We start from the raw sequence: 20,153 nt of genomic DNA on the forward strand, positions 1-20,153 counted from the left end.
CCGGGCCGCCCCCACCCGGCGGCCCGGTCAGGCCGGTGGGCCGGCCGGGACCGCCTCAGCCGCCGGCGCCTCGGCCGCTGCCGTCTGCCGCAGCGCGGTCCGGGCCCGGATCTGCTGGCTGGTGACCGCCCGTTCGGGGCGGCTGCGACCGAGGAAGGCGGTCGCCCAGCGGACCAGCGCGCTCGCCCGGTTCCGGCCCTTCGGCAGGTAGGCCCAGTGCACGCCGAGCCAGAGCAGCCAGCCGGCCAGCCCGCTCAGTCGCAGACCGCGCAGGTCGGCGACCGCGGAGAACCGGGACACGGTGGCGATGTTGCCCTTGTCGAAGTAGTGGAACGGCTTGCCCGCGGGCTTGCCGGCGAGCCGGTCCCGGATGGTGCGGCCGGCGTAGGTGCCGCCCTGGATCGAGACCTGGGCGACGCCGGGGAGGCCGCCGAGGCTCATCACGTCACCGACCACGAAGATCTCCGGGTGGCCGGGGAGGGTCAGGTCGGGTTCGACCTTGATGCGGCCGGCGCGGTCGGTCCCGGCGCCGGTGGCCTCGGCGAGCCGGCGGGCCAGCGGGGCGGCCGAGACGCCGGCGCTCCAGATCTTCGTCATCGCGGTGAGACGGTCGGTGCCCGTACCGGTGACCAGCTCCACGCCGGTGGCGTCGACGTCGACCACCCGGGCGCCGAGACGGACCTCGACGCCGATCTTGCGGAGCCGCTTGGCGGCGGCGGCCGACGACTCCGGCGAGAAGGTCGGCAGCACCCGGTCGACCGCGTCGACGAGCACGATCCGGGCCTTCGCCGGGTCGATCCGGCGGTACTCGCCGGGCAGCGTGCGGTGGGCGATCTCGGCGATCTGCCCGGCCAGTTCCACGCCGGTCGGCCCGGCGCCGACGATCACGAAGGTCAGCCAGCGCTCGGCCGCCGCGGGGTCGGTCTCCAGTTCGGCCATCTCGAACGCGTTCATGATCCGCGCGCGCAGCTCGACGGCGTCGTCGATGCTCTTCAGGCCGGGGGCGTGCTCGGCGAACCGGTCGTTGCCGAAGTACGACCCGGTGGTGCCGGCGGCCAGGATCAGGGTGTCGTAGGGAACCTGGTAGGGCACGCCGTCCGGCGCGGCGGCGGTGACCGTGCGCCCCTCGACGTCGATGTCGGTCACCCAGCCCAGCAGCACCTCGGTGTTGCGCTGGCCGCGGAAGAACTCGCGGACCGGGGTGGCCACCTCGCCGGGGGAGAGTACGCCGGTGGCGACCTGGTAGATGAGCGGTTCGAACACGTGGTGGTTGGTCCCGTTGAGGACTGTCACCCGGGCGCCGGCCTTGCGCAGCGCCCGGGCCGCGTACCTGCCGCCGAAACCGGCCCCGACGATGACGACGCGGTGCTGTGCCTGCTCGGTCATCACTTTCACGCTCCTTGGTTCCACTCAGTAGAACCCCGGTACGGGCGCGGGAAGTCCGTACGCAGCGATGACGATCATCACCGGGGCCCGGTGTCACAAAGCCGGGCGCCGTTTCGTCGGGGCGCGCGAAAGGGCCCGGCCGGCCGGCCGGGCCCCCTTTGCGGGTGGTTCTACTGGGCGACGAAGAGCAGGCGGTTCGGCGAACCGCTGCCCGGGCTGGTCACCACGTTCGGCGTCGAGCTGCCGATCAGCGACGAGGCGACCTGGGCGGGCGAGAAGGACGGGTTGCGGGAGAGGACCAGCGCGGCCACGCCGGCCACGTGCGGCGAGGCCATCGAGGTGCCGCTGATCGTGTTGGTGGCGGTGTTGCTGTTGTACCAGGCCGAGGTGATCGACGAGCCGGGCGCGAAGATGTCCAGGCAGCTGCCGTAGTTGGAGTAGCTGGCCCGGGCGTCGGTGCTGGTGGTGGCGCCGACGGTGATCGCCGAGGGGACGCGGGCCGGCGAGGAGTTGCAGGCGTTGGCGTTGCTGTTGCCGGCCGCGAGGGCGTAGGTGATGCCGGAGGCGACCGAGTTGGCGACCGCGTTGTCCAGGGCGGTGCTCGCGCCGCCGCCGAGGCTCATGTTCGCCACCGCCGGCTTCACGGCGTTCTGGGTGACCCAGTTGACGCCCGCGATCACGCCGGCCGTGGTGCCGCCGCCGGTGCAGCTCAGCACCCGGACGCCGACCAGCCGGACGGCCTTCGCCACGCCGTGGGTGGTGCCGCCGACGGTGCCCGCCACGTGGGTGCCGTGGCCGTTGCAGTCCACCGCGCCGGAGCCGACCGCGTCGTAACCGGGGGTGGCCCGGCCGCCGAACTGGCTGTGCGTGTAGCGGATGCCGGTGTCGATGATGTAGGCGGTGACGTTGGAGGCGGTGACCGGGTAGGTGTAGGTGGTGCTCAGCGGCCGGGCGCGCTGGTCGATGCGGTCCAGGCCCCAGGTGGCGTTGTTCTGCGTCGCGTTGAGCTGGACCCGCTGGTTCTGCTCGACGTACGCCACCTCCGCGTCGGCGGCGAGCCGCCGGGCCTGCGTCTCGGTCAGGGTGGCCTCGAAACCGTTGAGGGCCTTGCCGAAGCTGCGCTTGACGCTCGCGCCGTAGGCCTTGGTCAGGGTCGCCTGCTGTGCGCCCGACTTGAGGACCACGATGTAGCTGCCGGGAACCGCGGTAGCGGTGCCGGCGAGCCGGATCTGCCCGAGGGCCGGTGCGGCCGCGGCCGGGGTCGCGGTCGCGACCACGGCCAGCGCGAACAGACCTGCGGCCAGCATGCGGCCGTGTCGTCGAATCGCCATGCTCTTCCTCTCTCGCCTGCCGGCGAGCGCCTTGGGGGATCGACGCCCGTCACTCGGCTTTAAGGGGAGAGTAAAGTCCGGCCGCTGCTCCTGGCAGATATCGAAATGGATATATCAGAGTGTGGTGGTCCGCGTTGTTCAGCGGATCGTCGTCCGTGCCGAACTGAGTGGTATGAGTGCCCGGGTCTTCGGTTACGCCGTGCTGTACCTGCTCGCTGTGGTCGTGGGCCGGCTGACCGTACTCGACGACGCCGGCGATCCGGTGATCTGGCCGGCGGCCGGCATGGCGGCGGCGTGGCTGGTGATGCGGCGCGACTCGCCCTGGCGCTGGGCGGACATCGTGCTGCTGGCCGTGCTGACCGTGGCCGGTCTGACGGTCACCGGGGTGGCGGTGCCGGCGGCGCTCGTGCACGCCGGCGCGGCGGTGGCCGCCGGTCTGACGTTCACGGCGCTGACCGCCCGGCTGGCGCCCGATCTCTGGGCCGGTGCGGGCGGCGGCCGGCCGCTGAGCACCCTCGCCGACCTCTGGGGGATCCTGCTCGCCGCCGTGCTCGCAGCCACCGCCATGTCCTGCATCGACGCGATCGGCGACCAGATCTTCCAGGGCGAGGCCTCCCTCACCACGTTCGCGACCCGGGTGGTCCGCGACACCGCCAGCGTCCTGACCTTCGGGGTCGCCGTCCGGCACGCCGCCGACGTCCGCCGCGGCAGCTGGGCCTCGCCGAGCCGGGCGGCCGGCCTGGAGTGCGCGGCGATCTTCGTCGTCTCGGCCGGGGCCTACTACTACACCTTCGTCATCAACCACGGGCTGCCGATCGGGTTCGCGCTGCTGCCGCTGACCGTCTGGGCGGCGGTCCGGATGCCCATGACCCTGGCGATCGGCCACTCCCTGCTCTTCAGCTGCGTCGCCGCGGGCTGCACCCTCACCGGCGCCGGCCCGTACGCCGAGATCGCCGATCCCCGCACCCGGGTCCTGGTGATCGAGCTGTACCTGGTCGTTCTCGCCGTCGCCGGGCTGGCGCTGGCGCTGAGCCGCAACGAGCGGAACGCCCTGATCGACCGGCTGCGCGACTCCGAGCAGGAGGCCCTCGACAAGGCCGGGATGATGACCACGGTGGTCAATTCGATGACCGAGGGGCTGGCCATCCTCGACCCGGCCGGCCGCCTGGTGCTGCGCAACCCGGCCGCCGGCCGCCTGCTCGGCTCGGTCAACACGGTCGCCGGCGGGGTGGCGCTCGGCAGCGACTACGGCTTCTTCCACCCGGACGGCCGGCCGCTCGCCGACGCCGACCTGCCCTACGCCCGGGCCCTGGCCGGCGAGGAGGTCGAGCCGATGGACGTGCTGGTCCGCAACGCGGCGGTGCCGGAAGGCCGGATCGTCCGGTTCAACGTGGCCCGCATCGCGGTCCGCGCGGACGGGCCGCAGCACGTCGTGGTGGTCTTCCACGACGTCACCGCGGACCGCCGGCACCGCGACGAGCTGATGTCGTTCGCCGGGGTGGTCGCCCACGACCTGCTCAACCCGCTGACCACCATCGAGGGCTGGTCCGAGGTGCTCGAACACGAGCTGGCCGGGTACCAGCCGGCCGAGCGGGTGGCGCGGATCCAGCGGGCGGCGGCGCGGATGCGGACGTTCCTCAACGGGCTGCTCGCCTACACCGCGGCGCGCGACGGCAAGCTGATGCCGACCACGGTGAACCTGGCCCTGCTCGTCGGCGACATCGTGAACAGTCGCTACGAACAGGCCGAGAACACGGGTACGCCGCCGCCCTACTTCGAGGTCGGCCGGTTGGAGGCCGTCGAGGCGGACCCGGTCCTGACCCGGCAACTGCTGGAGAACCTGGTCGACTTCGCGCTCGGGCCGACGCCGCCGGGTGTCACGCCGTACGTCAGCATCTCCTGCCAGCCGGCCCGCAACGGGATGCTGCGCGTCGACATCCTGGACAACGGGATCGGGCTGCCGGAGACGGTCCGGAAGGAGATCTTCACCAACTTCCACAGCGGCCGGGCCGACGGCGGGCACGGCCTCGAACTGGCGATCTGCAAGCGGATCGTGGAGCGGCACGGCGGGACGATCGAGGCGCTGCCGAACCCGTACGGCAGCGGCAGCCGGATGTCCTTCACGCTGCCCGCCGGCCGGTCCCTGTACGCGCTCTCCCTGGATTCGCACCGCTCCGACGGCCGGATGCCGGCCCGGTGACCGGACCGCAAGCAGAGCTGCAGCAGTGCAACTGATATGCCGGGTGGAGCAGACCGCCGCCGCGCCGGCCGACGCCGGCCGAAGGCCACTCAGTTGGTCACCCATCCATCGACCGAAGCCCGCTTACGAGGCGAGCAAGCCGAACTGGAACCTCCAGACAAACGCTTCTAAGCGCGTCGGACCGGCAAGGTGGCGTTCTCCAGGGTGAGGCAGAAGACGCTGCCGGTGGGCCGGCCGGGCTCGTACCCGACCGAACCGCCGTTCGCCTCGGCCAGACTGGCCACGATGTGCAGGCCCAGCCCGTGCCCGTCGGCGACGCCCGGCGCACCCCGGGTGTAGCGCTCGAACAGGTGCTCGCGCAGCTTCACCGGCACGCCCGGCCCCGCGTCGTGTACCGCGATCCGGGTCGTGCCGTCACCGGGGGTGACCACGATCGCGGTCGCCCCGCCGCCGTACTTGCGGGCGTTCGTCAGGAAGTTGACCACGATCTGCCGCAGGTGCGCCGGGTTGACCAGCACCGCCGCCCCGTCCGGGCAGCGCAGCGGGACCTCCTGGTCGGCCGCGTCCAGCGCGTCGCGCAGCGCCTCGGCCAGCTCGACCCGGTGCCGGTGCGCGCGCAACCGGGTCTCGCTCACGGTGCACATCGCCAGCACGTTGTGCCGCAGCTCGTCGATCCGGTGCGCGGCACTCATGATCTTCGCGGCGGGACCGGCCATCCGGTCCGGCAGACCGTCCTCGGCCATCAGTTCGCCGTAACCGAGGATCGAGGCCAGCGGGGTGCCGATGTCGTGCGACAGCATCCCCATCAGGTCCAGCTTGAGCAGGTTGGCACGCTGGAGCTCGCCGTTGGCCAGCTCCAGCTGGGCGTTGCGTTCGGCGAGCACGGCCTGCGCGGCGTCGCGTTCGCGCTGGGCCCGGACCCGGGCGGTGATGTCCTGGATGACGCCGATCAGGTGCAGCGGGGCACCGTCGGCGTCGCGGACCAGCCGGACTCCGATGTGGACGTCGACCGGGTGGCCGTCGGCGTGGATCAGGCGCTTGGTCCGCTCGTACGACTCCTGTTCCCCGCTGAACAGGCGCGCCGTCGCGAGCCGGCCGTCGGCCCGGTCGTCCGGGTGGGTGAAGTCCTCGTTGCGCCGGCCGATCAGCTCCTCCGGGCGGTAGCCGATCATCCGGGCGTACGCGTCGTTGACGTGCCGGATCACCCCGTCCAGCCCGACGATGGCCTGACCCACGGTGGACTGGTGGAACTGGACCCGGAACTGTCGTTCGCTCGCGGCAAGCCTCTCCTCGGCCTGCCGGCGAGCGGTGATGTCGGTGTTGGTCTCGATCACCTCGTGACCGGCGCCGTCCGCGTCCCGGCGGACCACGTGCCGGCTCAGCACCGCCACCGTGCGCCCGTCGGCCCGGCGGTGCGTCACCTCGCCCTCCCAGTGGCCGGACCGCGCCAGGGCCTGCGCCACCTCCGCGGGATCGCCGAGGAACGTGGTGTCCAGCAGGTGGTGGATGTCGCGGCCGACGGCGGACGCGGCCGGCCAGCCGTACATCTGCTCCGCGCCCCTGTTCCAGAACCGGATGGTCCCGTCCGGCGCCCGCAGGATGATCGCGGCCGGCGCCGCGTCGATCAGCTCGGCCTGCCGCCGCAGTTCCTGCTCGGCCGCGACGCGTTCGCTGACGTCGTGCAGGAAGGCGTGGAACACCGTCCGGCCCGCCGCGTGCGTGGCCTGCAAGGTGAACTCGACCGGGAACCGGCGGCCGTCCCGGTGCACCCCCGGCAGCTCGATGCGCTGCCCGGCCAGCTTCGACCGGCCGCCGGCGCGGATCCGGGCCAGCCCGGCGCGGTGCGCCGCGTGGAATTCGGCCGGGATGATCAGATCGGCCAGGTCGGCACCTGTCGCCTCCGCGCGTGACCTGCCGAACAACTGCTCCGCCGCCGGGTTCCACTCCAGCACCGCGCCGTCCGCGTCGATCGAGACGTACGCGTCCTGCGACACCTCCAGGATCCGGCGGACCACCGCGGAGGTCTCCTCGGCATGCCGTGCCGTCCGGGTCAGCTCGATCTCGGTCGACACCGCCGCCGCGAGGTCCTCCAGCACGGCCAGATCCTCGGCGTCCCACTCCCGGGGCTCCCCGTCGATGGCGCAGAACGCACCGAGGACCTGCCCGTCCACCCGGATCGGCATCCCGGCGTACGCGATCACCCCGATCTCCGGGATCGCCAGGTTGTCGCGCAGCCGATCGTCGAGGCGGGCATCGCTCACCACCAGCGGCGCGTTGTCGTCGACCACGTGCTGGCAGAACGAGTGCGACAGCGGGGTCTCCCCGCGCTCCGCCCACGGCTGGGGCAGGCCGATCTGGCTGGGAAAGACCTGGCGGTCGTCGAGGACCATCGAGACCAGCGCGGTCGGGGTGCCGACCAGGCGGGCGGCGAGCCGGGTCAGCCGGCGCAGACCGGGCGGCTCCGGCCCGCCGAGCACGCCTGTCGCATGAACCGCGGCCACTCGCTCCGGGTCCAGGACCCGGGGCAGCGGATCGACCACACCGTCCTGATCGGCCGGGAAACGGCGGTTCTTAGCGCCGGGGCGTCCCGGGTCAGGGCACCGCGCCCAGCATCGTCAGCACCCCGGTGAGCAGGCCGGTCGTCGCGTCGTGATCGAGGTGTTGCGCCTGCCAGCCGCGGCTCTCGATGCCCTGCAGCACGCCGGTCACGGTGGTGCGCACGGTGCGCAGCGTGGCGGGGGAGAGCAGCACGGCGGAGGTGCCGTCGGCGTGCGCCGCGCGAGCGGCGGCACCGAGCGCCACCAGCGCGGCGGCGGCGCCGTTCAGGATCTGGGCGACATGCAGGCGGTCCCGGTCCAGGTTGAAGGCGGCGACGTGCACGGCCAGGCCCAGGGCCGTCATCAGCCGGCCGGTCTCCTCGCCGCTCAGCACGGCCGGCATCGTCGCGTCGTCCTCGTCGGTGGCTGTCGCACCGGCACAGAAACCGTCGATCAGCTCGTCGGCGACCGCCATCGGCACCAGCAGGCCGGCCGGTGGCGTCTGCGGGAAGCGGCGGTGCAGGGCTGCCTCCACGGCGTCGCGGATCACGTACTCCGGGACCACGCGGTGCTGCTCGGCCAGCCGCCGGCGGATCTCGCTGACGACGTCGGCGAGACTCATCGCACCGGGCCGGTCCATCTGCTCACCGTAACGGTGCACGCCGGTCCTCAGCGAGCGCCGGGCAGGCAGATCCGGGCGGTGACGCCGTCCGGAGTGTTCATGACGGTCAGTTCCCCGCGGTGCGCGCGCACGATGTTGCGGGCGATGGTGAGTCCCAGGCCCACGCCGGGCACCGCCTGATCGCGGGCGTGCCGGCCGCGGAAGAACCTGTCGAAGACCAGTGGCAGCTCGCCGGCCGGGATGCCGATCCCGCCGTCCAGGACCGCGATGGCAGGCTGCGGCAGGGACTCCACCCGGATCATGATCGGCTGGTCCGGCGGCGTGAACGCGAGGGCGTTGCGCAGCAGTTCCTCGACCGCCTGGGCGAGCCGGGCCAGGTCGGCGCGGACCGGCACCGGCTCGTACGCCGCCACGTCGACCGGGCCGCCGCGCTGGACGATCCGTGACCTGCAGGCCGCCAGCGCCGCCGTGACCACGGTGTTCAGGTCGATCACCCCGGACGGCACGGGCATCGGTGCCCGCTGCGGCCGGGTGCCGGCCAGGAGGTGATCGACCATCTCCACCAGGCGCTGCCCGTTGCGGTGGATCGGCTCGACGAGCGAACGGTACGGCGCCAGGTCCTCCTGGTCGCCGAGGATCTCCAGGTAGCCCTGGATGTTCGCGACCGGGGTGCGCAACTCGTGGGTGATCGAGGCGACCAGGTCGTCCTCCCGCTGCGCGGACCGGGCCAGCTCGTCGCCGAGGTCGGCCATCCGCAGCCGGTTGCGCATCGCCGTCAGGTGCCCGGCGGCCTGCCCGGCGAACGTGACGAGCTGGCCCACCTGGCGGTCGCTGATCTGGTGCGGCCGGTCGTCGATGACGCACATGGCGCCCAGCACGTACCCGTCCTCGTCGATCACCGGGGCGCCGGCGTAGAACCGGATGTTCGGCGCGCCGGTGACGTTGGCGTAGTCCGCGAAGCGCGGGTCCACAGTGGCGTCCGGCACGATCAGCGGTGAGCGGGCCGGCACGACGTGGGCGCAGAACGACACCTCGAGGGGGGTCTGCGCGTCGGCCAGGCCGACCCGGCCGGCGAACCACTGCCGGTCCAGGTCGACGAGCGACACCGCGGCCATCGGCGTGCCGAACATGCCGGCGGCGAGCCGGGTGAGGTCGTCCAGGACGACCGGGCGGGGGCGGTCGAGCACCTGGTACGACCGGACCGCTGCCAGTCGGGTCTGCTCGTCGGTCTCTTCACTCATCGGCGTGGCTCCGTCCACGACTGCTCTTCGGCCCGGGCACGGGCGACCTGAGGGGATCCGGGTACGGGCGGCAGCGTGAACGTGAAGACCGAGCCGCCGGCCGGGTTGTCCGCGGCCTCGATCGTCCCGCCGTGCCGTTCCACGATCCGCTTGCAGATCGCCAGTCCGAGACCGGTCCCGGCGTACTTCGCGGTCCCGTGCGCCCGGTGGAAGTTGCCGAAGATCGCCTCGTGCTGCCCGGCCGGTATGCCGATGCCGTTGTCCGCGATCCGGATCCGGACCAGGTCGTCGGCGGGTTCCGCGGTGACGGTGAGCTCCGGCGTCACGTCGGGTGCGATGTACTTGACCGCGTTGCCGATCAGGTTGTCCAGCAGCTGCCGGATCAGCATCGGGTCGGCCCGTACCGGTGGCAGGTCGCCCACGATGAACCGGGGCACCGGCCGCCCCGCCGCGATCGCCGCGTCCAGCCGCGCCACCGTCACCTCGGTGACCAGCTGGCCCAGGTTCACCGGCACGGTCGCCACCGTCGCGTCCCGGGCCGTCGTGTAGGCGAGCAGCCCGTCGATCAGCAGCCGCATCCGCACGGCCGCCCGATGCACCCTTGCCAGGCCGTCCCGCGCCTCCGCGACCTCCGGCCCGTCCGGCAGCGCGGCGAGCGCCTCGCCGGCGAAGTCACTGAAACCTTCGATCGTGGTGACCGGGTTGAGCAGGTCGTGCGCCACCACCCCGGCGAAGTTGGTGAGCTCGTCGCGGTGCCGCCGCTCGGCCGTCACGTCGTGGAAGAGCACGACCGCGCTGCGCTCGCCGGCCCCGTCCAGCAGGGTGGTCGCCCGGACGCTCAGCACCCGGCCCTCGGGCACGCCCGGGTTGCGGATCAGGAAATCCTCGTCCTTGAGGTCCTCGCCGGCCAGCGCCCGGGCGTGCGGCATCTCGGCGTCCGTCAGCGGCGTGCCGTCCAGGTGGCAGAAGCCGTAGTGGGCCGCCCGGATCGGCTCGCCGGGCGGGGTGACCTGCCCGCCGAGCAGCCGGATGGCGGCCGGGTTGCGCAGTGTCACCCGGCCGGTCGGGTCGAGGACCGCGAGGCCGTCCGCGGTCGAGTCGATGATCGCCCGGAGCAGCTCGGCGCGCTGCGACGCCTGCTCCCGCTGCGCCGCCAGTTCCGCCTTGTCGGCGGCGAGCTCGGCCAGCAGGGCGGCCCGCTCGTCGCGTCCGAGGGCCAGGGAGAGGCCGATGACGGCGGTGAGCGTGACGAACAGCTGCGCGACGACCGCCCGGGTCGCCAGGTTCCCGATCTCGGCGAACGGCCCGGTCCCGTGCAGGGTGAACAGCACCACGATGACGCCGGCGGTCAGGTTGTGCAGCGCCACGAACGAGGTGCACAGCCGGGCCCCGGCCCACACCGTGACCCCGATCAGCAGGAACGCCAGCGGCAACCCGTGGCTGTAGGCGAAACCGGCCAGGTAGGCGCCGGTCGAGCAGGCGACCAGGGCGACGTACTCGGCGACGGTCCGGCGGCGGGCCGTGCCGATCTGCCGGGCAGCGGCCCGCCAGCCGGCGTCGCCGCGGGAGAGCAGCGGGCCGACCACGAAACCGGCCGCGCCGACCAGCAGGATGCTCGCCGTGTTGCGGGACAGCCACACCGAGGTGCTCGCCCACGAGTACTCCCCGGTCATCAGCCAGACCGTCGTCGGGCCGACCGCCGCGCCGACCGCCGTGGCAGCGAACGCCGCGGCCAGCAGCGCCCACAGATCCGGCGGGCTGCGCAACTGCCCACTGCCACCGGCGCCCCAGAGGCCCGGGCGCCACCGGCGGATCAGGTGTACGAACGTCATGGCCTGGGCGAGATTGGCGGCCACGTAGACGACGGCCAGCGCCGGGGTTGCCCGGGTCGCGGTGTTCACCACGACGGTGATCACGGCGAGCGCGGTGACGTCGAGCCAGAACAGCGGGGACCGCCGCTGCCGGCTGAACCAGAGCACCGCGATGCCGGCGGCGGGCCAGACGAGGCTGAGATTGGCGTCGTCCATGACGGTGGCGCGGCCGGCGACCGTCGCAGCCGTGTACGCCACCGCCCAGAGACCGGTGTGCGCCAGCGATCTGCGGTGGGTCATGCCCCGCCCCTTGGAGAACCGACTCGTCCAGGGATCCCATCGGCGTGGACCGGGGCGATCTGAGGGTCAGCCGGCGGCGCGCCGGGCGGTGTACTCGGTGGTGCGGTGACCCGGGTACGGGATCAGGTTGTCCGGCTGCTCGTCGTAGGCCGACTCGGCCCACCGCCGGCTGCTCGACTCCAGCGGGTCGGTGTCGTAGGCGGGCCGGGTGTGGAACCGCTGCCCGTAATCCATCATCCCGTCGACCAGCCGGTCCACATCGTCGGTCTGCCGGACCACGAGACGCATGAACTGGCTGGTCATGCCGAGCTTGTTGCCGCACTCGCGGGTCATGATGCCGTGGTTGGCGACCAGGAAGTCACGCAGCGCCACACCGGACCACTCGGCGGGCAGCTTCACCAGGAAGAAGTTGCCCTGCGAGGGGAACACGGTCAGGCCCGGGATGCGGCTCAGTTCGCGGGCCATCGCGCGACGGTCCCGGCTGAGCAGGCGCAGGCTCTCCTCGTACTCCATCTCGTGGTCGGAGATCATGTGCACGACCTTCTCCGCGAGGGAGTTCAGGTTCCATTTCGGCAGCGTCTTGGCGATCTTCCCGGCGATGGCCGGGTTGGCCAGCAGATATCCGAAGCGGATGCCGTGCAGGCCGAAGTTCTTGCCGAGGCTCTTCAGCACCACCGCGTTCGGGCGGATCACCGCGTCCGGGCCCACCGAGGGGTACCGCTCGGCGTCGGAGAAGTCGATGAACGACTCGTCGACCACCACCAGGTCCAGGTCGCTGAGCGCGTCCATGAACCGGATCACGTCCCGGCGCGGCAGGTAGTTGCCGTCCGGGTTGTTCACGTTGCAGATCACCGCGACCCGGGACTTGCGCTCCCGGATGAACTCGACGTACTCCTCCAGGTCGAGCCGGAAGCCGTCGCGTTCCTGCAGCGGGAACATGTCCACCCGCTTGCCGGTCTCCAGGGGCTGGTCGGTCCACCGGCCGAACGTCGGGATCGGGATGGCCAGGCTCTCCTTGACCAGCAGATGGTCGATCCAGGTGATCAGCTCGGTGGAGCCGTTCGCCATCGCGACCGTCTGCGGGTGCAGGTTGAGCACGCTCGCCAGTTTCTTCGTGATGGTGGCCGCGTCGCTCGGGTAGTACTTGAGGATGCTCTTCAGGTCCCGGCTGAGCTCGTCGAACATCTCCGGGGTGGGGAAGTACGGGTTGCACGGGATGCAGAAGTCGACGATCTCGGCGCCCTCACCGGCGGCCCGCGCGAGGTCGAAATAGGACGCGCTGTGCGCTCCCTTGTGCAGGATCGACGTGTCGATTCCGGTCCGTGCCACGCTGGCCTCCTCGGTGACGTTGCCGCCACCCAGTACGGAGCCGGATGCGGAATCGTTCACCGCGGGTGTTCGCGGGAGCGCCCGACGATCATCCCGCTCGTTGACCCCGGTGAAAGGACAGACGGCAACGAGAGGGGTGGACATGCGGGGAATCATCGGTATCGGGCTGGCAGTGGTGATCCTGTTCTCGTCCGGTCAACCGGCCCGGGCCACGCCGGGTCACGGCGTCAGTGCCAAGGTGGTCGGGCAGTGGACGGTGGACGACACCGATTACGTCCTCCGGGAGATCACCATCCGGCCCGGTGGCAGCACCGGCTGGCACCGGCATCCGGGACTTGTCCTGGCCAGCGTGCAGCGCGGCACGCTCACCCACCGGATGTCGGACTGCGTGACGGTACGCCGGTACGCCGTCGGCGAGAGCCTGATGGAGGACCCGGACGACGGCCGCGCGCACCTCGGCGAGAACCGGGGCAGCAAACCGGTGGTGCTCGACGCGGTCTACGCCACGCCACAGGGCCGGCCGCTCGCCGTCGACTCGCCGGCACCGGCCTGCTGATCCCGGGCCGCCGTTTCATCCACGCCGGATGAGGCGCGGGCGTGCCTCCGGAACCAGGCTCGGTGCTGGCAGCCCCGACCTTCCGGAGGACGGCATGACCGGTATGAACGCACCGCTCGACCCGACGCCGCGCCCCGCGGTGAACGGCGGCAAGCTCTGGTCCGGCGGCGCCGCGACCGCCGCGGTCGCGGCCCTGATCGCCGTCGTCGGCATCATCCTGGGCCGCGGCGTCTTCGGCATCGACGTGCTGGCCCCGAAGGGCGAGGGCACCTGGGGCGACGCCAGTACCGGCTGGTACGCCTTCGGCGCCGCCCTCGCCGCGATCCTCGCCACCGGGCTGGTCCACGCGCTGATCATCACCACGCCGCGGCCGATGCGGTTCTTCGGCTGGGTGGTGGGGCTCAGCACGGTGGTGGCGATGCTCGGGCCGTTCGCCACCGACGCCGGCCTGGCCGCCCGGATCTACACGGCCGGGCTCAACCTCGTGCTGGGCGTGGCCATCGGCTCGCTGATCGCCGGGGTGGCGCGGTCCGCGACGATCGTGCTGCCGCCCCGATCGGCGCCGGGCGTCTATCCCCAGCAGTACCGCTGAGAAGGAGCGCGTGATGAGCATGCCGGGACTGCTGCGATTCGGTGATCTGGCGCTCGGTGCCGCGATCCGCGCGGGGGAGAACACCGCCGAGGTGGTGGATCGGCTCCGGGCCGCCGACCCGCTGGACCGGCTCCGGTCCGCCGCCACACCGGGCCAGGCAGTGCAGCGGCGGGTGGACGAACTGCGGGACCGGCTCGGCGCGCTGACCCGGCACGGCACGGCGGAACGCCGGCGGGGCCAGGACCGGGTGGGCCGGGCGGTGGACGCCGCGATGACCACGATCGCCGCGTCCCCGCTGGTGAACCGGGTCGTCGAGGTTCAGGTGGACCGGGTGCTGCGGATGCTGGCGGACGAGCCGGAACGGGTCCGGGCGCTGGTCCGCGAGCAGCGGGACACCGTGGTCGGCGAGATGGTCGGCCGGGTGCGCGGCGGTGCGGCGGCCGGTGACGCGGCGGTGGAGCGGCTCACCCTGCGGATGACCCGCCGGGATGGTGCCTCCGGAGCGACATGACCAGGCCCGGCTCCGCGGTGCTGCGCGAGACCGGCGCGGCACCGGGCGGTTACGGCGGGCTGGTCAGCCGGGCGATGGCGTACGCGGCCGACGCGTTCCTCGTCGTCCTGCTGTCCGGCGCCACCGGCATGGTCCTCGTGATGATCGCGTCGGTGGCCGGCGTGGACGCGCGGGAGATCCGCGATCTCGTCGTCTCGCCCTACCTGCTCGGCCTGCCGTCGGTGATGGCGATCTACTGTGCGTCGTTCTGGCTGCTCGCCGGGCGCACCCCGGGCATGGCGGTGCTCGGGCTGCGTGTGGTCCGGGCCGACGGCCGGCCGGTGCGCTGGCCGGCCGCGCTGGTCCGGGGCGTGCTGCTCGCGTACTTCCCGGTCGGTGCCCTGTGGCTGATCGTGGACCGGCGGCGCCAGGCGGTGCACGACAAGGTGGCCGGGACCGTGGTGGTGCGGGTGCCGGGATAGCCCCGAAGCCGGCCTCCCGAAGCCGGCCCCGGATCCGGCCAGCGAAGCCTGCCTCCCGGAACCGGCCGGGACACGCAGCGCGCCGGCCGCCGTGTGTCGCGGCGGCCGGCGCGGGATGGCGCGGTCAGCGCAGGATGCGGGCTTTCTGCGCCTCGAACTCGGCGTCGGTCAGGACACCCTGTTCCTTCAGCTCACCGAGCTTCTGGAGCTGCTCGATCTTCGCGGTCATCGGGTCGGCCGCCGGTTCGGCGGGCGGCGGTGCGTACTGCTGCTGCTGTTGCGGCGCCTCCTGCTCCTCGGCCTGCCGGGACCAGCGGCCGGCCTGCCGGCGGGAGACGCGGTTGGAGACGGCTGTCGCCGTGCCGGCGATCACCGCGGTGCGGGCCACGCCACGCAGAAGTCCGGGCATCGTGATCACCGCCCGCCGAGTCGGGAGACCTCGGGCGCGAACGCCGCGTCGGTCTCGTCCAGGGCCGCGAGCATGGCCTGCACCGGGATCCGGCCGCCGGCCACCAGTTGCGCACCGTTGCGCCGCAGGGTGACGGCGAGCGGGGCCGCCCAGGTGTTCTCGTAGACCAGCAGCACCGCCGCCGACCCGGCGGTCAGCGCCGCGCCGGCCTCGCGCAGGTCGTCGCCGCCGAGCATGCCGGAGGCCGCGCCATGGAACGCGCCCAGCTCGGCGAAGTCCAGGTCCCGCCCTTCGATCGCGGTCACCGTGCCGTCGTGGTTCTTCCGGACGAACGCGATGTCCAGCACCCGGATCAGGTGCCGGTCCACCAGGTCCAGCAGCAGGGGGAAGGCGTCACCTCGCAGGCTCCCGTCCGGGAACTCCACGCACATGTAGTCGATCGGTCCCATCTCCAGCAGTTCGTCAGCCATCGATCCCTCCAGGGGTGTGCCCGCGGCGCTGCACCGCGTTCTCCAGGCTCAGTCCGATCAGCGCGCCACCGGCGGCCGCCACCAGCGGCAGCACCACCAGGACGCCGTAGTCGGGGCGTGGCGGCCGGCCGCGCAGTACGCCGTACGCGGCCACCGCCCGTTGTCTCGTCCTCGTTCTCCTGCTCATCGCTTCCCTCCGGGATCGTCAGGTCGTCGTGCGGTCAGGACGCGGCCGGTCCCGGGCGCGCCGGCGATGCCGTTGCCTCAGCGTGCGGGACCGGCGGCCGGACCGGCCTCACCCGGCGCGGATGAGCCGGGCCGTCGATCCGGGGCCGCACCCGGCCGATTCATCCGTTCCGGGTGCGGCGTCCCCCTCGGCCGCCCCGCGGCCCGGCGAGCATCGGCCCGGCGGGTCAGATGCCCGCCCGGCTGCTCAGCCGGCCGTCCTCGATCGCCGCGGCGAACGCGGCATGGTCGCGTTCGGCCTGGTCGGCGTAGAGCTCGGCGTACTCGGCGAGGGCCCGGTCGAACTTCTCGCCGGACCCGAGGTAACCGGCGATCGCGATCCGGTCGCCGGTGCGGGCGTGCGCCCGGGCCAGGGTCCACGCGCAGAGCCCGCCGTAGACGCGCATCCCCACCGGGTCCATCTCCTCGACCACCGCGCCGCCTTTCCAGTCACGCAGCTGGCGCACGTAGAAGTCGCGGGTCCGGCCGTCGAAGCCGGGCACGGTGTGCCAGCCGAGGAAGATGTCGCTGGCCGCCTGCATGAGCCGCTGCCCGACGACCACCCGCCGCCCCTCGGGCCCCTCGGCCGGCTCGTCGCCGGCCAGCACCGACCGGCCGGCCTCCTTCACCTGCAGGAGCAGCGGGTCCGCGTCGTCGCGGCCGCGCAGCAGCACGATCCAGCAGCGGGTGCCGACGCTGCCCACGCCGACCACCTTGCGGGCCAGGTCGAGGAACTCGAACCGGTCCAGCAGCTGCCGGCGGTCCTCGGGCAGGCTTTCCCGGAAACCGTCGAGGAGGCCGAGGATCTGGCTTTCCAGCTGTTTGCGGGCCACGTCCGGGACCAGGTCCTGCACCGGGACCAGCAGCGGCGGGTCGGCGACGATCCGGCGTTCCCCGTCGACCACGGAGGTCAGCTTCCGGTAGGCCTGCAGGCTGGTGCGGGTCCGTGCCTTGGCGCCGGCCTTGGCGAGCCTGGTCAGCCGGCTCTTGCCGAGCTGGTCGCCGAACTGCTCGCGGAGCTCGTCGACGTCGGCGCGGGTGTACCACAGTTCCAGTTCGCCCATCGCCGCGAAAGCGGCCATCGCCTCCCGGTAGCGCCGGGCCGCGAACCGGACCGCGAAGGCCCGCTCCTTGCGCCGGAAGCCGTTCGCCCGGCCGGCCAGCGCGATGCTGACGACCAGCCGTTTCAGGTCCCACTCGAACGGGCCGCGGCAGGTCTCGTCGAAGTCGTTGAGGTCGAAGACGAGACGGCGCTCGGGGGACGCGTACACCCCGAAGTTGTAGAGGTGCGCGTCGCCGCAGAGCTGGGTGATCAGCCCGGTGTGCGGCGCGGCGGCCAGGTCGGCGGCCATCACCCCGGCCGAGCCGCGCAGGAACGTCAGCGGCGAGACCGCCATCCGGGCGTGCCGGATCGGCAGGAGCTCGGGAAGACGGTCCGCCTCCTCCGCGGTGAGCACGTCGATCGGGTCGGCCCGGCCGGCCGGCGGCTCGAAGCCGGCGTGCGCGTCCACGGGCACGACCTCGCGGGCGGCCCGGCCCGCCGCCGCGCGGGCGGCGGGGTCGCGGGGCCCGAGGGTACGTGTCATCGGGTGTGATCCCCGAACGTCTGGTTGAGGATCTCCACCTCGCCCTCGGTGATCTGCGTGCGGATGCGTTCCAGTTCGGCGCGGCCGATGCCGGTGCCCTGCAGGCTCTCGTCCAGCGCGCCGATGCCGGCCCCGAGCACGCCGCCGATCTTCACGAGGCCGTCGCGGGCGGCGTCGTGCAGGATCCGGGACATCTGCTCCGCGCGGCCTGGTTCGTCGAACTTCCACACCGTGAACGTGGTCATGACGTGCTCCTCGGAGGTTCGGGTGGTGGCGGCGGGCCGCCGGACAGCAGGGTGTTGATCCACCGGGTGGACGGGTCGATGTCGATCAGCAGGCCCTTGGCGAAGAGGGTGAGCGGGATCGCCAGCAGGGCGCCGAGCGCGCCCAGCACCCACGCCCAGAAGACGAGGGAGAGGAACGAGACGGTGGCGGAGAGGCCTACCGCGTCGCCGACGATCTTCGGTTGGATGACCGACTGGATGACGAAGTTGACCACGCAGTAGAGCGCGATCACGGTCAGCATCAGGTCGGTGCCGCCCTCGAGCAGAGCCAGCAGGGCGGGCGGGACCAGCCCGATCACGAAGCCGATGTTCGGGATGTAGTTGGTGATGAACGCGAGCAGTCCCCACAGCACCGGCAGCGGCACGCCCAGCGCCCAGAGCAGCCCGGTGTCGACGACCGCCACGATCAGCCCGAAGACCGTCGACACCAGCAGATAGCGGCGGGTGCCCTGGGCGAACGACCGGAGCGCCCCGACCACCTGCGGCCGCTCCGCCGTCGTGGATCGCAGCCGGGCCGGGAAGCCCACCGTGTCCAGGCACATGAAGAGCAGCACGGCGAGCAGGAAGACGGTGTTCGACAGCAGGCCGGCGAGACCGCCGACGAGGGACTCGACGAGCTGGATCACGTTGCCCGGGTCGGCGCCGGCCACCGCGTCGCGCAGTTGCGGCACGCTGATCCCGAGGCCACCGAGCCCGCTGACCAGCTGGTCGCGCAGGGTGGCGAACTGTTCCCGGTACTGCGGGAGCATGTCGACCAGGCGGGCCACCGAGACGGCCAGCGCGCCGCCGATGGCGAGGAGCACCAGGTAGACCACAGTGACGGTAGCCGTCGTCGCCAGCCAGACCGGCGTGCCGTGCCGGCGCAGCCCCGAGGTCAGCGGGCTCACCGTGACGGCGAGCATCAGCGCCAGGAAAATCGGCCCGATCAGGTCGGCGACCCCGCGCATCCCGGCGATCGTGACCACGGCGCCGGCCGTCCCGAGCAGGACGACCACGCCGCGGGGAAGTCCGGTGGGCCCCGACCGGCCGGGGCCGCCGTCCAGTACGGTCCCGGCCGGGCGAGGATCACTGCCGGACCTCACGGCCGTGCACGGTCAGCGCGTAGATGACCAGCACGTCCAGGGCGATCATGATGGTGGACCAGAAGGGGTACGCGGGCAGGAAGGCCAGGTTCGCCAGCGCGCTGAACACGGCGACGACGATGCCTGTCACGCGGGCCCACATCTGCCCGGAGAGGATGCCGAAACCGGCGCCCAGCGTGATCAGGCCGATGGCCAGGTGGGTCCAGCCCCAGGCGGTGAAGTCCATCGGGATGACCAGGCCCGCCGCGGTGGTCACGTAGAAGTCGTCGCGGAAGATCGCAACGAGGCCTTCCACGATCTGGAAGCCGCCGAGCATCAGCAGCATGACCCCGGCGAACACCACCATCCCCACCCAGCCGGAGGGCTGAGCTCGTCCGGCGGGTGTGTACGCCGGGTCCTCGTACGACCGTCGGGGCTCTGTGTCCGTCATGCTCCATCTCCTGACGCCAGAGGAAGTGCGGATGAGCCCGATGGTGGTCCGGCGCCGCGCCGGGCACGCCATCCGTGGCGAATGAACCGGGGCCGGGACGTGCCCGGCGCCCGGCGGCGGCGGCGGAACTCATCCGCGGGGAATGAGGGCAGCCGATGCCGTTCGTGGCTGACTGACTCCGGACGCCGTGCCGCGCCGCGGCACAGCACGAGAGGAGAACGTCATGGCAACACTGGTCGCCATCGGGTATCCCGACGAGACCACGGCGACGGCGGCGTCGCTGGAAGCCGGCCGCCTGGCCAAGGACATGATCATCCAGCCGGACGCGATCGCCGTCATCATCCGGGATCGCGAGGGCAAGTTCCACGTGACGACCAACCACAGTCCGGTGGGCGGCGGCACCACCTGGGGGATGTTCTGGGGCCTGCTCTTCGGCATGCTGTTCTTCGTCCCGGTGCTGGGCATGGCGATCGGTGCCGGCCTGGGCGCGCTCACCGGCAAGCTCACCAAGAACGCGATCAGCAAGGACTTCCAGGACCGGATCCGCGGCGAGCTGCAGCCGGGCACGTCCGCGTTGTTCCTGGTCGTCGAGGCGGTCACCCCGGACAAGGCGGTGGAGGCGCTGAGCAAGTTCGGCGGGACCGTGATCAAGTCCTCGCTGTCCAAGGAGGCCGAGGCCGAGCTGCAGGAAGCTCTGCACGGCACCCAGAAGTAACGTTCCGCTCGCGTTCGGACGCCGCCCGGCAGCTCACGGGCGGCGTCCCTGCGCTGTCCCGTGGTGCGCGGTGAG

Annotated in this window: 20 protein-coding genes; 6 read left to right on the top strand and 14 right to left on the bottom strand. The window is 72.4% G+C overall.

Features of this window, described 5'->3' with window-relative positions; translation table 11 throughout:
- Positions 1 to 27: 27 nt before the first annotated feature.
- Together LPA41_RS27075 and LPA41_RS27080 are read right to left on the bottom strand one after the other, a co-directional pair.
- Positions 28 to 1,386: an NAD(P)/FAD-dependent oxidoreductase gene (locus LPA41_RS27075; RefSeq protein ID WP_229073708.1), complete on the bottom strand. Its 1,359-nt coding sequence runs from the start codon at positions 1,384 to 1,386 to the stop codon at positions 28 to 30.
- A gap of 170 nt (positions 1,387 to 1,556) precedes the next feature.
- Positions 1,557 to 2,717: a S8 family peptidase gene (locus LPA41_RS27080; RefSeq protein WP_229073709.1), complete on the bottom strand. Its 1,161-nt coding sequence runs from the start codon at positions 2,715 to 2,717 to the stop codon at positions 1,557 to 1,559.
- A 124-nt stretch (positions 2,718 to 2,841) separates the two neighbouring features.
- On the opposite strand from LPA41_RS27080, the gene LPA41_RS27085 reads away from it, so the two are divergent.
- Positions 2,842 to 4,917 carry an ATP-binding protein gene (locus tag LPA41_RS27085; RefSeq protein ID WP_229073710.1) on the top strand — a complete coding sequence of 692 codons (2,076 nt, stop codon included), beginning with the start codon at positions 2,842 to 2,844 and terminating at the stop codon, positions 4,915 to 4,917.
- 167 nt (positions 4,918 to 5,084) lie between these two features.
- Here the strand turns inward: LPA41_RS27085 and LPA41_RS27090 are convergent, their stop codons facing one another.
- From LPA41_RS27090 to LPA41_RS27110, 5 genes are all read right to left on the bottom strand, one after another.
- Positions 5,085 to 7,457 (bottom strand): PAS domain S-box protein, encoded by a 2,373-nt coding sequence (locus LPA41_RS27090; protein ID WP_229073711.1) that lies wholly within the window; start codon positions 7,455 to 7,457, stop codon positions 5,085 to 5,087.
- Between the two features lie 52 nt (positions 7,458 to 7,509).
- Complete coding sequence (locus LPA41_RS27095; protein ID WP_229073712.1) at positions 7,510 to 8,094, bottom strand: hypothetical protein; 585 nt, start codon at positions 8,092 to 8,094, stop codon at positions 7,510 to 7,512.
- Between the two features lie 29 nt (positions 8,095 to 8,123).
- The gene (locus LPA41_RS27100) at positions 8,124 to 9,317 is read right to left on the bottom strand and encodes a GAF domain-containing sensor histidine kinase (RefSeq protein ID WP_229073713.1); all 1,194 of its coding nucleotides are present in this window, start codon (positions 9,315 to 9,317) and stop codon (positions 8,124 to 8,126) included.
- Positions 9,314 to 11,428: an ATP-binding protein gene (locus LPA41_RS27105; RefSeq protein WP_229073714.1), complete on the bottom strand. Its 2,115-nt coding sequence runs from the start codon at positions 11,426 to 11,428 to the stop codon at positions 9,314 to 9,316. Before LPA41_RS27105 ends, LPA41_RS27100 begins: the two co-directional genes overlap by 4 nt.
- Before the next feature lie 66 nt (positions 11,429 to 11,494).
- A complete protein-coding gene (locus tag LPA41_RS27110; RefSeq protein WP_229073715.1) occupies positions 11,495 to 12,757 on the bottom strand; it encodes a histidinol-phosphate transaminase in 1,263 nt (420 codons plus the stop codon).
- 142 nt (positions 12,758 to 12,899) lie between these two features.
- Between LPA41_RS27110 and LPA41_RS27115 the strand changes: the two genes are divergently transcribed.
- The 4 genes from LPA41_RS27115 (at position 12,900) to LPA41_RS27130 (ending at position 14,877) form a co-directional block, all read left to right on the top strand.
- Positions 12,900 to 13,313 (top strand): cupin domain-containing protein, encoded by a 414-nt coding sequence (locus LPA41_RS27115; RefSeq protein ID WP_229073716.1) that lies wholly within the window; start codon positions 12,900 to 12,902, stop codon positions 13,311 to 13,313.
- 94 nt (positions 13,314 to 13,407) lie between these two features.
- Positions 13,408 to 13,905 carry a DUF6069 family protein gene (locus LPA41_RS27120; RefSeq protein WP_229073717.1) on the top strand — a complete coding sequence of 166 codons (498 nt, stop codon included), beginning with the start codon at positions 13,408 to 13,410 and terminating at the stop codon, positions 13,903 to 13,905.
- 13 nt (positions 13,906 to 13,918) lie between these two features.
- Positions 13,919 to 14,416 carry a hypothetical protein gene (locus LPA41_RS42530; RefSeq protein ID WP_304523799.1) on the top strand — a complete coding sequence of 166 codons (498 nt, stop codon included), beginning with the start codon at positions 13,919 to 13,921 and terminating at the stop codon, positions 14,414 to 14,416.
- Positions 14,413 to 14,877, top strand: a complete 465-nt coding sequence (locus LPA41_RS27130) for an RDD family protein (RefSeq protein WP_229073718.1) — start codon at positions 14,413 to 14,415, stop codon at positions 14,875 to 14,877. The genes LPA41_RS42530 and LPA41_RS27130 overlap by 4 nt, the downstream gene beginning before the upstream one ends.
- A gap of 124 nt (positions 14,878 to 15,001) precedes the next feature.
- Here the strand turns inward: LPA41_RS27130 and LPA41_RS27135 are convergent, their stop codons facing one another.
- The 7 genes from LPA41_RS27135 to LPA41_RS27165 form a co-directional block, all read right to left on the bottom strand.
- Positions 15,002 to 15,286 carry an SHOCT domain-containing protein gene (locus LPA41_RS27135; RefSeq protein ID WP_229073719.1) on the bottom strand — a complete coding sequence of 95 codons (285 nt, stop codon included), beginning with the start codon at positions 15,284 to 15,286 and terminating at the stop codon, positions 15,002 to 15,004.
- 5 nt (positions 15,287 to 15,291) lie between these two features.
- Entirely contained in the window at positions 15,292 to 15,756 is a 465-nt protein-coding gene (locus LPA41_RS27140; protein WP_229073720.1) for a DUF6325 family protein, read from the bottom strand.
- The gene (locus tag LPA41_RS27145; protein WP_229073721.1) at positions 15,749 to 15,943 is read right to left on the bottom strand and encodes a hypothetical protein; all 195 of its coding nucleotides are present in this window, start codon (positions 15,941 to 15,943) and stop codon (positions 15,749 to 15,751) included. The genes LPA41_RS27140 and LPA41_RS27145 overlap by 8 nt, the downstream gene beginning before the upstream one ends.
- 226 nt (positions 15,944 to 16,169) lie before the next feature.
- Entirely contained in the window at positions 16,170 to 17,567 is a 1,398-nt protein-coding gene (locus tag LPA41_RS27150; RefSeq protein WP_229073722.1) for a DUF2252 domain-containing protein, read from the bottom strand.
- Positions 17,564 to 17,812 carry a DUF1269 domain-containing protein gene (locus LPA41_RS27155; RefSeq protein WP_229073723.1) on the bottom strand — a complete coding sequence of 83 codons (249 nt, stop codon included), beginning with the start codon at positions 17,810 to 17,812 and terminating at the stop codon, positions 17,564 to 17,566. Before LPA41_RS27155 ends, LPA41_RS27150 begins: the two co-directional genes overlap by 4 nt.
- Positions 17,809 to 18,933 (bottom strand): AI-2E family transporter, encoded by a 1,125-nt coding sequence (locus tag LPA41_RS27160; RefSeq protein WP_229073724.1) that lies wholly within the window; start codon positions 18,931 to 18,933, stop codon positions 17,809 to 17,811. The genes LPA41_RS27155 and LPA41_RS27160 overlap by 4 nt, the downstream gene beginning before the upstream one ends.
- On the bottom strand, positions 18,917 to 19,363 hold the full coding sequence (locus tag LPA41_RS27165) for a hypothetical protein (RefSeq protein ID WP_229073725.1): 447 nt from the start codon (positions 19,361 to 19,363) through the stop codon (positions 18,917 to 18,919). The genes LPA41_RS27160 and LPA41_RS27165 overlap by 17 nt, the downstream gene beginning before the upstream one ends.
- Positions 19,364 to 19,586: 223 nt before the next feature.
- On the opposite strand from LPA41_RS27165, the gene LPA41_RS27170 reads away from it, so the two are divergent.
- Entirely contained in the window at positions 19,587 to 20,078 is a 492-nt protein-coding gene (locus tag LPA41_RS27170; RefSeq protein WP_229073726.1) for a DUF1269 domain-containing protein, read from the top strand.
- Positions 20,079 to 20,153: the final 75 nt, after the last annotated feature.

It is taken from the genome of Actinoplanes sp. DH11, from assembly GCF_020873875.1.
In the GTDB taxonomy this organism is placed as follows: domain Bacteria; phylum Actinomycetota; class Actinomycetes; order Mycobacteriales; family Micromonosporaceae; genus Actinoplanes.